Origin of the sequence: Arthrobacter sp. Soil782 (genome assembly GCF_001428435.1) — a bacterium.
GTDB classification, from domain to species: domain Bacteria; phylum Actinomycetota; class Actinomycetes; order Actinomycetales; family Micrococcaceae; genus Arthrobacter_D; species Arthrobacter_D parietis.
Window position 1 is genome coordinate 1,077,614 of record NZ_LMSO01000001.1, and the last position, 12,229, is coordinate 1,089,842.

At 62.5% G+C, this 12,229-nt stretch carries 13 protein-coding genes and 1 pseudogene; 7 read left to right on the forward strand and 7 right to left on the reverse strand.

Going from position 1 to position 12,229, the window contains the following annotated elements; translation table 11 throughout:
• Positions 1–34 precede the first annotated feature (34 nt).
• Positions 35–1,636 (reverse strand): DNA polymerase Y family protein, encoded by a 1,602-nt coding sequence (locus ASH00_RS05140; RefSeq protein ID WP_056545640.1) that lies wholly within the window; start codon positions 1,634–1,636, stop codon positions 35–37.
• Positions 1,633–2,430 (reverse strand): hypothetical protein, encoded by a 798-nt coding sequence (locus ASH00_RS05145; protein ID WP_200954746.1) that lies wholly within the window; start codon positions 2,428–2,430, stop codon positions 1,633–1,635. The genes ASH00_RS05140 and ASH00_RS05145 overlap by 4 nt, the downstream gene beginning before the upstream one ends.
• A gap of 93 nt (positions 2,431–2,523) precedes the next feature.
• On the opposite strand from ASH00_RS05145, the gene ASH00_RS05150 reads away from it, so the two are divergent.
• Positions 2,524–3,225: an SOS response-associated peptidase gene (locus ASH00_RS05150; protein WP_056545641.1), complete on the forward strand. Its 702-nt coding sequence runs from the start codon at positions 2,524–2,526 to the stop codon at positions 3,223–3,225.
• A 3-nt stretch (positions 3,226–3,228) separates the two neighbouring features.
• On the opposite strand, the gene ASH00_RS05155 is transcribed toward ASH00_RS05150, so the two are convergent.
• The gene (locus ASH00_RS05155) at positions 3,229–3,609 is read right to left on the reverse strand and encodes a DUF5997 family protein (RefSeq protein ID WP_056545643.1); all 381 of its coding nucleotides are present in this window, start codon (positions 3,607–3,609) and stop codon (positions 3,229–3,231) included.
• 37 nt (positions 3,610–3,646) lie between these two features.
• On the opposite strand from ASH00_RS05155, the gene ASH00_RS05160 reads away from it, so the two are divergent.
• A complete protein-coding gene (locus tag ASH00_RS05160; RefSeq protein ID WP_235563162.1) occupies positions 3,647–4,360 on the forward strand; it encodes a LysR family transcriptional regulator substrate-binding protein in 714 nt (237 codons plus the stop codon).
• 7 nt (positions 4,361–4,367) lie between these two features.
• Here ASH00_RS05160 and ASH00_RS05165 read toward each other — a convergent pair whose 3' ends face one another.
• Entirely contained in the window at positions 4,368–5,750 is a 1,383-nt protein-coding gene (locus ASH00_RS05165) for a GH1 family beta-glucosidase (RefSeq protein ID WP_056545656.1), read from the reverse strand.
• 105 nt (positions 5,751–5,855) lie between these two features.
• On the opposite strand from ASH00_RS05165, the gene ASH00_RS05170 reads away from it, so the two are divergent.
• Positions 5,856–6,722 carry a CPBP family intramembrane glutamic endopeptidase gene (locus ASH00_RS05170; RefSeq protein WP_056545657.1) on the forward strand — a complete coding sequence of 289 codons (867 nt, stop codon included), beginning with the start codon at positions 5,856–5,858 and terminating at the stop codon, positions 6,720–6,722.
• Here the strand turns inward: ASH00_RS05170 and ASH00_RS05175 are convergent, their stop codons facing one another.
• On the reverse strand, positions 6,723–7,244 hold the full coding sequence (locus tag ASH00_RS05175) for a DUF4262 domain-containing protein (RefSeq protein ID WP_056545658.1): 522 nt from the start codon (positions 7,242–7,244) through the stop codon (positions 6,723–6,725).
• 82 nt (positions 7,245–7,326) lie between these two features.
• On the opposite strand from ASH00_RS05175, the gene ASH00_RS05180 reads away from it, so the two are divergent.
• From ASH00_RS05180 to ASH00_RS05190, 3 genes are read left to right on the forward strand one after another with little or no spacing between them, the layout of a single operon-like run.
• Positions 7,327–8,139 (forward strand): enoyl-CoA hydratase/isomerase family protein, encoded by an 813-nt coding sequence (locus ASH00_RS05180; RefSeq protein WP_056545659.1) that lies wholly within the window; start codon positions 7,327–7,329, stop codon positions 8,137–8,139.
• A 50-nt stretch (positions 8,140–8,189) separates the two neighbouring features.
• Positions 8,190–8,669, forward strand: coding sequence for a transporter substrate-binding domain-containing protein (locus ASH00_RS05185; protein WP_056546689.1), 480 nt, complete (start codon positions 8,190–8,192; stop codon positions 8,667–8,669).
• Positions 8,666–9,682: a cation diffusion facilitator family transporter gene (locus ASH00_RS05190; protein ID WP_200954747.1), complete on the forward strand. Its 1,017-nt coding sequence runs from the start codon at positions 8,666–8,668 to the stop codon at positions 9,680–9,682. The genes ASH00_RS05185 and ASH00_RS05190 overlap by 4 nt, the downstream gene beginning before the upstream one ends.
• Positions 9,683–9,739: 57 nt before the next feature.
• Here the strand turns inward: ASH00_RS05190 and ASH00_RS05195 are convergent, their stop codons facing one another.
• Entirely contained in the window at positions 9,740–10,219 is a 480-nt protein-coding gene (locus ASH00_RS05195; RefSeq protein ID WP_056545662.1) for a Dps family protein, read from the reverse strand.
• A gap of 217 nt (positions 10,220–10,436) precedes the next feature.
• Here ASH00_RS05195 and ASH00_RS05200 point away from each other — a divergent pair.
• Positions 10,437–10,886, forward strand: a pseudogene (locus ASH00_RS05200) (SRPBCC family protein); the annotation flags it as partial.
• A gap of 188 nt (positions 10,887–11,074) precedes the next feature.
• On the opposite strand, the gene pstS reads toward ASH00_RS05200, so the two are convergent.
• On the reverse strand, positions 11,075–12,187 hold the full coding sequence (gene pstS, locus ASH00_RS05205) for a phosphate ABC transporter substrate-binding protein PstS (protein ID WP_056545666.1): 1,113 nt from the start codon (positions 12,185–12,187) through the stop codon (positions 11,075–11,077).
• Positions 12,188–12,229: the final 42 nt, after the last annotated feature.

Sequence of the window (12,229 nt, forward strand, 5' to 3'; positions counted from 1 at the left end):
TCTGTCCGTGCCAGCACGGTGGCATACGGAAGGCCTAGTCATAGCTGGCCTCCGCCCACCAGCGGTGATCAACAAGCAGCAGCAGCCAGGCCGTTCCTGATTCATCCACCACCTGGAACCGGTTGAGGGTGCGCCCGTTCGAATCCCACCAGCGCTCGACAATGGGCCACGGCCCCGCCCAGGAGGAAATGGCGGTTTGCCGCGGAGGTGCCACGACAAGCACGGCAGGAACGGCTGTGAGCAGTCCGCGCCGATCAACGTCTACGGTGCTTCCTGCGCCGTCCAGCACCTGGACCGGACGGGGCTCGTCGAAGACGGTGGCTGGAACTGGGCCGGGGAGCTGGCCGGGCCACGGAAGATCCCGGCTTTTGGCAGCAGCTTCCGACGGCGGATCTCCCCAGGGAATGAACACCCGCCGGTCAGTGAGCATTCTTCCACCGGCCACCATGGCCGTCAGTACCGCACCATGTCCCAGCATGCTTTGCACCCGGGCAAGACCGTGGTGAATATTTTCATCCGGCCCCGTTCCCCACAGCCCGTCCGCGTGGTCGCTGAGATCCTCCACCGTCTCCGGCTGAAGCTGGACCTTGCTGATTCCGGAGCTCAACCCATGCTCAACGTTTCCGCTGCCCTGCAGTTGCCAGCGGACGCGGTCCAGCACGTCATCCGCGTCGAACCAGCGGGGGTGCCGCCAGAGCCGAACCGATTCCTCACCGGATTCCGACTGCAGCCGTACCACCAGAACCGTGCACACCAGCCCTGCTTCACGCAGCCCGCCCACGAATTCCTCCGCGGACAGGCGCAGGGTGAACGTCAGCTCGTCAATGCGTGCCAACGGCGGTTCACAGTGCACGACGGCGTCGAGTTCCGCCGGCGGTTTCCTGACCACCACGCTGTGGTGGTCAAATCCGCTTGCCTTGAGATGGGCCAGTGCACCTTCCACGCCGAACCGGTTGCGGACGTCAGCACGGGCAAGGGCGGCGAAATCTCCAAGCGTGCGGATTCCAAGCCGGCGCAGCACCACCGCGAGTGCTGGTTCCTCCAGAACTTCCAGGGGGAAGCTGCCAAGGAATGAGGCTGATTCTCCAGGCGGAAGGATCCATACGGGATCGGCCCCTGGATCTTCCAGGAATTCCGTTGCACGGGCAGCATGCTCAGCGGCAAAGGGGCTGTCTGCTACTCCTACCCGGGTGGCCGTGAGCCCGATGGCGGCGAGGGTTTTGAGCAGGACAGCCGCCGCGCGTTCTTCACTGCCGTAATACCTGGCAGGACCTTTGGCGTGAAGGACACATAATCCTGGGCGAACAAGCTGCACCCCGGGCATGATCTTTTCCATAGCGGTTATAACGGGTTCGAAGTTTCTCGCGTCCAGTGCCGGTTCATAGGGAAGAACAGTAAGGGTGGTGCACCGGGCCTGGGCTTCCCGGAGGCGAAGGCCGCGTTTGACTCCTTGTTCCCGGGCGGAGGGGGAGCAGGCGAAAACCTCGCCCTTCCCGATCAATGCCACGGGGTGTTCTGCCGGCAGGAGGTATTCCCTGAGTGCTGCAGTGATGGGCCAGTCCGGACACCAGAGAGCCATGGTGCGGGTAGTGGTGGGGGATGCCGGCGCGGTCTGGCTGGAACGGGAAGATTTCATGATGCGCGGGCCGGTCTGGAGAAAAATTCCTGCTGCCCGGACTCCGAATGCGCAGCGGGCGCAGATGGGGACATGGATGTGGACCACGGCCCATGGTGAAGATCCGGCAGCCATAGGTCTGCGGTGCGTGAACGGCCGGTGGAAGCGTGCGCTGTGATCCGCATCCTACGGCTTCGAAGATGCCCGGTTCCTGAACCCAGGCCCTGCCAGTTGCTCCCGGTTACGCTGAGCGTTGCCTCGCTGTGCGGCCAGGGCCCAATGGTCACCAGTGCAGCACCGCGCTGGCGTAGGCGTGCCATCAGACGGGAGGCATCCGATGGAGCGACGTGCTGTGGAGCGCAGGTCAGAACAATTGACACCACATCCACCATTGCTGCAGTCACCGTGAGCCACTGATCCCCGGGGTGGGGCACCAGAACCAGTTTGTCCAGCGCTATGCCGAAGCCGGCAGCGGCTTCCACACTGAAAGTGGGCATGCCGATGACGCTGCACCAGGCTCCGGCGCCTGACGGGCCTGCCAGCAAAGCCATAGCCAGGGTGGTGGAGTTGGTCACCGAATACGCCGCACCCGCCTGGAGCCCGCCGCCTGGAAGAATTCCAGCCAACACCGGCACGGTGGGCAGCCGCCTGGAAGAGGGCCTGCTGTTCTGCATGCCGTTGATTTTGGACTGGAGCTCCGCCTTGAGCCGGGCTTTGTCAGCAGCCTGATCCACGGCAGACAGCGCCCGGCGGGTACCGCCGGGGAACTGACCCGGGGGTACGGCCTGAACTACGGCTGCTGCTGGTGAACTCACACTTAATGTTCGAACGCGTGTTCGATTAAGTCAATTGGCTTTCCAGGCTGTGGAGGACTTCATGGTCACCCAGTACTCCAGTACCCTGTCTCCATGTGCGGACGCTTTGTAGTGGCAGGCTCGAATAAGGATCTGGTGGACCTTTTCGACGTTGACACGGTGGCCGATGACCTTCCCGAACCGTCGTGGAACATCAGCCCTACCGATCCCGTTCGGGTAGTCCTGGAATCACTCAAAGACGAGCAGGTCACCCGACGCATGGAGGCCGCGCGGTGGTGGTTGACGCCGTCGTTCTCAAAAGAACTGAAAACCAAGGCGCCCACCTTCAACGCCCGGTCGGAAACGGTGGGCAGCAAGCCCACCTTCAGGCCGTCCCTCGAGAGCCGCCGCGCCCTCATTCCTGCCAGCGGCTACTACGAATGGCGAACCGAGGGAAAAACAAAGATTCCGTTCTACATCCACCTGCCGGGAGAACCGGTGGTGTTCGCAGGACTGTACGCCTGGTGGCGCAACAGGGAGTTACCGGATGACCACCCCAACCGCTGGGTACTCTCCTCCACTATCCTGACCCGTCAAGCAGTGGGGCCGGTGGCTGAAATCCACGACCGCACACCGGTGACGCTCCCCCGCGAATTCTGGAACGAGTGGCTGGATCCCACCACAAAGGGGACGCAGGAACTTGCTGATGAAGCGGTTGCAGCAGCCACTCCCGTTGCCGAACAACTGCAATTCCACGAGGTGGCGCCGGTTCGGGAGGACAGCCCGCTGCTGATTGAACCGCTGAACCCGGCGTAGGAGCTAGTCCTTTGCGCGCCGCGCTTCCTTGGCCCGCTTCTCTTCCACACGTACCCGCGCCATGGTTGAGCGCTCCGCCACCAACCACTCAGGCGGTGACTGGAGCAGCGCGGTGATTTCCGCCGTCGTCAGTGGATCTGTGATTCCGCCGCGGGAGAGGCCGCTGATCGAGACACCCAGCTTGTGCGCCACTACGGGACGCGGATGGGGACCGGTGCGGCGAAGCTCGGCAAGCCACTCGGGTGGATTCTCCTGGAGCTGGTTGAAGTCTCCACGGGAGATGTCGTTGTCCTGGAACTCTTGTGGTGTTGCGGGCAGGTAGATGCCAAGTTTCTTCGCGGCGGTAGCCGGTTTCATGGTCTGCGGGGACTTCGCTGGGGTCATCCTCTCAGCGTAACCGCGACTGGGTTACTGTGAAGACGTGCCCGAGCCCCAATCTTCCACGCTGCAGGTCGGCTTTGTTCCCGGGGTAACGCCCGGAAAGTGGGTGGGACGCTGGCGGGAGCGAAACCCTGATCTTCCGATCGAAGCAACAGAGTACGACGACGGCGCGCTGGCTTCGGCGCTCCGGACCGGCTCAGTGGACCTTGCGTTCGTCCGCCTGCCCGTGGACAGGGACGCGCTCAGCGTCATTCCGCTTTACGAGGAACTCGCCGTTGTGGTGGTCTCGAAGGAGAACGAGCTCTCCCTGCTTGATGAGGTCCCACTCTCAGAACTGGGCAACGAGAATGTCCTCGACGTGCAGGAATGCGGTGGAGCGCGGATGGCCATCGAAATCGCGGCGTCGGGAGCCGGTGTCGTTATGCTGCCCATGTCCGTTGCGCGGCACTACAACCGGCGTGATGTCGAGGTTCGGGTTGTACCGGACGCACCTTCCACCAAAATTGCCGTTGCATGGATTGCCGAGAACACCACGGATGACATCGAGGAATTCATCGGGATTGTGCGGGGAAGGACGGCACGCAGCTCACGGCAGCCGTCGGCCCAGAAGGAAGTACCCAAGCAAAAGGAAACCCGTAGTGAGCCTAAAAAGGCAGTGAAGCCCGCGAAGGGCAGGTCTGCGCCCGGGAGGACCAGGAACAAACCGACCGCCAAAGGTGCGCCGAACCCTCGCGGGCGCGGCCGCCGTCGTTAAGTGAATTTCAGGATGCTTCGGCGGCCAGCGGCGTCGTAGCAGTTTCAGAGTTCACCGTGGCGTTCCTGTGCTGCGCGATAATTTCGGCGTACCGGTGGAAGGAAGCCCGCGGGACGCGGTCGAGTGTGGCCGGTTCCATGCGGATCAGGCCGAACTTCTTGGTGTAGCCCTCCTGCCACTCCCAGTTGTCCACAAGGGTCCAGTGGAAGTAGCCGCGCACGTCGACGCCGTCAGCGATTGCATCGCCGATCGCTGCCAGGTGTTTCTCCAGGAACTCGATCCGGCGGGTGTCTTCCACGTCTCCGCCGGGGCCGTCATCGTAGGCGCAACCGTTCTCGGTGATGTAGATCGGCGGAATGTTGGGGTACTGCTCCTTGAGCTGTTTTAGGATGGTGGTTAACCCGCTGGGGATGACCGGCCAGTCGAAGTCGGTTTTCGGAACGTCCGAATAATCACGCGGCATGAACGGGACCGGGAACAGCGGCGGAGCGGCGCCGACCTTCGTCGGGAAGTAATAGTTGATTCCGTAGAAGTCCAGCGGAGTGGAAATGATGTCCATGTCCCCGTCCTGGATGACCTCAAAGGACATGCCTTCGATCTCCGCAAGATCAGCCGGGTACTCACCGGTCAGCAGCGGCGCCGCGAACTGGCCGTTGTGGTAGTGATCGTAGAGAAGCGCGAGGTTGCGCTCCTTCTCCGAATCACTTGCCGGCTCCACGGGAGAGTGGTTATTGACGACGCCGATGGGTGTGTCCAGAGTCTCGCGCAACACCCGGACGGCGTGCCCATGCGCAAGCAGCAGGTGATGTGCAACGGAGAATGCGCTGCCGAGCAGCATGAGTCCGGGCGCCGCCCGCCCGATCGCATGCCCGACGCCGGTGTGCACCACCGGTTCGTTGACCGTCATCCAGGCGGCAACCTTGCTCCCGAACTCGTCACGGAGAAGCCGCGTGTAATCGGCGAAAGCATCGATTGTGTCCCGGTTCTGCCAGCCGCCGGCGTCCTGAAGCGCCAGTGGAAGATCCCAGTGATACAGCGTCACCCACGGTTCTATTCCGCGCTCGAGCAGGGCATCGAGCAGTCGGTGGTAGAAAGCGATCCCTTCCGGATTGGCGGGTCCGCGGCCTGTGGGCTGGATGCGGGGCCAGGCGATGGACATCCGGTACGCCTTGCCGCCCAACTGCTCAAGGAGGTCGAAGTCTTCTTCATACCGGTTGTAGTGGTCGCACGCGATGGCAGGGCTTGAGGCATCGAGGATGTTGCTGTGCTGGCTGGCGTATTCGTCCCAGATACTCGGTCCGCGCCCGCCTTCATTGACCGCACCCTCAATTTGCGCTGCCGCAGTTGAGGTCCCGAATACGAACCCCGCCGGCAATCCGAACTCGCTCATCCGCACTCCCTGATTCCGATGTCCCTTCACTAAAGAGCTCCCCACCCTCACCCGTCAACTGCCCGGACCCGGTTTCTTCCCGGCATAGCCGGATAAGGTGCTTTCATGGCCCGATCTTTTCTTCCGCCCGCAGGGCAGCGAACAACGCTTCGCCTGGCCAATCCCACACAGCTGACTCCCGAAGGACTCCTCGCACCGAGGTGGGGCGCCGGACTGGCACTGACAGGGCTGGTGCTTGTAGTACTGCTGCCGCTGCTGGGAACCCTTGCGCTGGTGGAGGTGCTTTCCTTCGGCCCGCCGCTGGTCCTTGCATCCCTGCTGCTGACCTGGACCGCCATGTTCTCAGTGACCTTCTACGCTTCGCGGCGCCATGGATTCCGTTCCCTTGCCCGCGATTTCGGTCTGCGGTTCCGTTGGATCGACCTCGCCGTGGGACTTGGTGTGGGGATTGCGGCACGCATTGTCCTGGCCGTGCTCCTGGCGATTCTCACCCTGCTCTGGCCGCTGCAGGACGGCGAAGTGATCCAGGGCAACGCCGAACTGTTTCTCACGGGCGATACAGTATGGCTGCTCATCAACGGCGTCCTTGGCGGTGTGCTGATTGCGCCCTTCTTGGAGGAGCTGTTCAATCGCGGCCTGGTGTTGCGCGGGATCCAGAATGCACTGTGGCTTCGGCGCACTGGCAACCCCCGCGATTCCGTAACGCCCGCAGTGCAGCGGCGGTCCCTGATGACCTCTACCGTTATTGCGCTTCTGGTGAGTTCCCTTGCTTTCGGCCTGTTGCATACCGGTGCCGTTCCGGACCTCCGGTCTTCCGTCTATCTGCTGCTCAGTACGTTCACGGTGGGCTTGATGTGCGGGGTGCTGACCGTGATTACCGGACGGCTGGGTGCTGCCATAGTGACCCATGTTGTGTTCAACGGCACCGGCGTGGGCTTGCTGCTCCTGGTGCCGCCGGAGCTGCTTCCCTGACTAGGCACTGCCCTTCCCGCCAAGCAGGTCACCGAGGGATCCCCCGGCAAGGAAAGGCTGCGCCGCGAGGAACCGGATCTCCCATTGCTGCGGCAGATGGTTGTCCGAACCCACCGTCCAGTAGACCTGCAGCGCACTGAATCCCTCCTGTCCGTACAGCTGGAACGCATCCCGCAGCCTTTTCAGCGACGCCCCTCGCACCTCGACGGCCTGCCCATCGAACTGGCCGTGGAAAACTTTTGCTCCTGGCTGGGTGAGTAGATGCAGGGCAGGTTCAAGCAACGACCAGGCATGACGCACGTGACCCGGACTTTGGCCGTACAGAATGAGTTCCGGGAGCCCGCGCTCAGTGAGGCCCACTGTGTAGGCGCAGGGCATTTCACCGTGAGCCTGGCTGAAGCGCACCAGGACGCCCTCCCGCGCCACCTGCGCTTCAATGCGCTCGCGGTCAAGGACGTCATCACGCCACAGGTTTGAGAACTCCAGCGACGAGCAGTGGGGGTGAAAGATGAGGTCGGTCATGTGCGCTCCTTCGATGTGCCTGATGCAAAGGTGTCATCCCGCTCCGACATTTTGATGACTTTCGGTCGCTACGCTTGGGATCATGCAGTTTCCCGCGTACGCCACACTCCTGACAGACATCCGCGACACCGTCCTGACCATCACGGTCAACCGGCCGGACGCCCTCAACGCCCTGTCCTCCAGAGTGATCGAGGATCTTGAACACTGCCTCGACGCGGTGTCTGACGTCCTGACAAACGACGACGGCGCGTGGCCGGTTCGCGGCGTCATCATCACCGGCGCGGGGAAGGCGTTTGTTGCCGGTGCGGATATTCGCGAAATGACCGCGATGTCACCGGACGACGCCCACGCCTACAGCTCCCGCATGCACCAGGTCACGCTCGCGATCGAGCAGCTGCCGGTCCCGGTCATCGCTGCCGTCAACGGTTTCGCCCTGGGTGGCGGCTGCGAACTCGCGATGGCCTGCGACGTCATCTATGCGGCGTCGACCGCGTCCTTCGGGCAGCCGGAAGTCAGCCTGGGCCTCGTTCCGGGGTTCGGGGGATCCGTGCGGCTGCCGCAGTACGTCGGGCCGGGCCTGGCGCGCGAGCTCCTCTTCACCGGACGCCGCCTGGATGCCGGGGAAGCCCAGCGGGCGGGTCTCGTCACAGCGCTTTTCGATACCGTCGATGACCTGCTTGACGGTGCGCACAGCACTCTGGCGCTGGTGGCACGTCAGTCTCCCGCCGCCGTCGCGCTCGTCAAGCGGACTCTCATCGCGACTTTGGGCTTGCCCACCGATGAAGGGCTTGCCATCGAGGCGGAGTCCTTCCGCACCGCCTTCGCAACGGAAGACAAGGCGGAGGGAACCCGCGCGTTCCTCGCCAAGGAGCACCCCAGCTTCCCCGGACGCTGACAATCGTGCCCTGACCTGCAGAACGGCAGGAAGGGGGTATGTTGCTAAGCATGCTGAAGATTGGTGCGGTGATCCCCGGACTGGTGCTCCTCCTCGGACTGACGTCGTGCGGCATCACCATTCCACAGGATCCGGAAGGAACTTTGGAAAAGGTATCCGGAGGCATTCTCCGGGTTGGTGTGAGCGAAAACGCGCAGTGGGTTCAACTGCCGCCTACCGGGGACCCGCAGGGCATCGAGCCGGAATTGGTCGAGGAGTTCGCGGACACACTTGACGCCGCGATCGTGTGGGTCCCGGGCGCAGAACACGAGCTGGCCGGCGACCTGTTCCACGGAGAACTTGATATGGCCATCGGCGGATTCGGCGCGGATACCCCGTGGGTCAAGGAGGCCGGCATTACCCGGCCCTACACCGAGACAGCCGATGAACGCGGCAAGACAATCAAGCACATCATGCTGGTTCCCCTGGGGGAGAATGCCTTCCTGCTGGAGCTTGACCAATTCCTTCAGGCGCAGGAGCTGGAATTGTGAGCACGACCGGCGAAAAAAACACAGCGCGCTTCGGCCATACGGAACTGCCCGAAGAACAGCAGCGTGCCCTGCGCAAGGCGATCAAATGGGAATGGATCACCATCGGCTTCCTGGTCGTCTCTACGTTCCTGGTGTATCTGGTCCTGGGAAATTCGCAGGCCATGAAGGCCGCGTGGATCGAAGACCTGCTGTCCTTCCTTCCGCCGATCTCGTTTCTCATCGCAACCCGGGTGATCCGTCGTCGTCCCTCCGAGTCCCATCCGTACGGTTATCACCGCGCCGTCGGTGTGGCGCACCTCGTGGCCGCTGTAGCGCTGGTGGTGATGGGTGCGTATCTCATTGTCGATTCCGGCATAGGTCTGTTCACTGCCGAGCACCCTACGATCGGTGGGATCACGCTCTTGGGAAGCACCTTCTGGTTGGGCTGGCTGATGGTGCTTGCCATGCTGCTCACCGCTGGGCCTCCCGTAGTCCTCGGAATCGTCAAGATGAAGCTCGCGAGGACGCTTCACGACAAAGTGCTCTACGCCGACGCGGACATGAACAAGGCTGACTGGATGACGGCGCTCTCGGCAGCGGTAGGTGTTCTGGGTATCGGCGTGGGCTTGTGGTGGGCGGACTCGGTGGCAGCGCTCCTCATTTCCACAAGCATCCTGCGCGACGGGATCAAGAACCTTCGCGGAGCCGTCGGCGGCCTGACTGACACACGGGCTCGGACCTACGATGATTCCGAGCCCGATCCCGTCGGTGAGCGCATCGACTCCTATCTCCGCAGCCTGGGTTGGGTCCGGGAAGCCAGATCGAGGGTGCGTGATGAGGGGCACGTGTTCCACATCGAATCGTTCGTGGTGCCACGGACGTGGCCGAGGGCAACGCTGCGAAGAATCGAGAAGGCCCGGGACGCGTGCGTGGAAATGGACTGGAAAGTACAGGACATGGTCATTGTGCCGGTTGCGGAGCTACCGGAGGAGTTTCTGCCCGGCGTAGCCAAGGGCGGTTCGGAGTACCGCTGACAACACGAAGAGGGTGGCAGTCTCTTGCGACTGCCACCCTCCGTGTCTGTGCCTGCCCTACTTTTTTGCGGGCTTTACGACATTGGCCGTGGGTGTCATGTTCTCCGCATCGACCATCCAGGCGTACTGCTCCAATTTCTCGATGAATCCGTGCAGGATGTCTGCGGTGGTGGGATCTTCCTCATCCACCTGGTCATGGACCTCGCGCATCCGGCCGACGGCCGCCTCAAGCATGGCTACCACCATGGAAACGGTGTCCTTGGTATCCACCAGACCGGACGGGAACTCATTCAGTGAGGTTCCTTTGGCGACGACGGCGCTGCGTCCGTCCGGAACAGCGTGCAGGGCGCGCATGCGCTCAGCCATCTGGTCCGCGAAAAGGCGGGCGTCCTCGATGATTTCATCCAGTTGAAGGTGCATGTCGCGGAAGTTCTTGCCGACGACGTTCCAGTGGGCCTGCTTGCCCTGCAGGTGCAGCTCCACCAGATCAACCAGGACAGCCTGCATGTTGTCGGTCAGGGTTTTTGACGCCTTCATAAGTTCCTCCACTCGTGACGGAAATCCGGCCGCTGTTCGCCGCCAGCATCAGCCCCAGCCTAGACCGGCGCTTTCGATCGAATCCAATTGCTGGGAAAACTCTAAGTAAACTTACCATTCTGTTGATCCGGCAAGAATCGTGGGTTAGCGTGGCGAACAAGCGGTCAGTTATCCGTGATGTTCTGCGCGAAGTTCCAGCAACGAGGAGGAACAGACAATGGCAACAGTTCAGGAATTCATAGACGTTTCAGTGCCGGTGTCCACCGCCTACAACCAGTGGACGCAGTTCGAAACCTTCCCCGAGTTCATGGGGGGAGTCGAATCGATCACGCAGATCTCCGAAACACACAACCACTGGGTAACCAAGATTGGCGGAGTTGAGCGCGAGTTCGACACCGAGATCACCGAACAGCATCCCGACGAGCGGATCGCGTGGAAGAGTACCGACGGAAAGTCCCATGCCGGCGTCGTAACCTTCCACCGGCTGAGCGACTCCTCCACGCGTGTAACTGTTCAGCTGGATTGGGATCCGGACAGTTTCACCGAGAAGGTCGGCGCAGCTGTCGGCGCCGATGACCGGCAGGTGAAGTCGGACCTCGCACGCTTCAAGGAGTTCATCGAGAACACGGGGAACGAAACCGGTGCCTGGCGCGGGGACGTGGACGCTCCCGGTTCCGGCTCTGCTACGGCCGGCCGGACCGCTGATCCTTTGGCTGGTGGGGCAGGCCTTGCCGACCCATCACTGGATGACCCGGAATCGGGCGGACCTCGAGCCGCCAACCCGGCTTAGGACCTCAACCAAAGGAAGGGCCCTCTCTCGCGAGGGCCCTTCCTTTGGTTTGAGGGATGAATCCCTCACTCTTCGACGCTGATCGTGTTGATTGCCTCGGTCGCGCGTTCCGACAGGTTCTCGGAAATCGGCGCGCTGCCGGCGGCTTCCGCTGCGGCCTGCTGACCCTCTTCGCTGACAACGAAGGTACCGAAGGTCTTGACCAGGTTTGCGGTCTGCTCGTCCTCGTAGGTGGAGCAGAAGATGTGGTAAGAAACCAGCACCAGCGGGTATGCGCCGGGGGCTGTGGTTTTTCGGTCCAGGTTGAGGGCGATGTCGAATTCGGCACGGCCCTCCACCGGCGCAGCCTCGTCGACGGCGGCAGCCGCGGCTTCTGAACTGACAGCGACATACTCGTCACCCACGAGAAGCTTTGCCCGGCCCAGCGGCGGTCCGACGGCGGAATCATCCGCATAGGTGACCGCGCCTTCGGTGGCGGCGACGGTGCTGACGACGCCGGCATTGCCCTTGGCGTTCTCTCCCGCCAGCCCTGCCGGGAAGGTGCCGTCCGCCTCGTTGGTCCAGATCTCCGGAACTACAGCATGAAGATAATCAGTGAAGTTTTCAGTTGTGCCCGAGTCATCGGAGCGGCTGACCGGAGTAATGCGGGTGTCGGGAAGGTCAACGCCCTCGTTCTGGCTAGCAATTGCTGGGTCATTCCAGCGCGTGATTTCTCCGCGGAAGATGCGGGCAATAGTCGCGGCGTCGAGGTTCAGCTCTTCGATCCCGGGCAGGTTGAAGGCGATACTGATCGGCGCCACATAGGCCGGGATATTGAAAGCGCCCTCGGGGCCGCACACTTCACGGGAATCCTCGAGTTCTTCTTCGCTGAGGTAGGCATCGGATCCCGCGAAATCAACGGCTCCGGCCAAAAGTGCACCGCGCCCTGCCCCGGAACCGTCCGGCGAATACTGCACGCGAACGTCCGGATGCATGGTTGCGAACTCCGCCTGCCAGGCATTCATGGCCGGCCCCTGCGCCGATGATCCCGCGCCGGTGATGGTCCCGCTCAGGGTCGAGGTGGCGTTCTGCGCGGCAGCTTCCTGCTCCGGTCCCAGTGGGTAGTCCGAACCGCAGGATGCAACCGTTAGGCCGGCAGCACAGCTCAGGGCGATGGTCAGCACGCGACGAAAAATCACACGCCCACGATACAGGTGAATACTGGGTGTCCCATGTTGAAC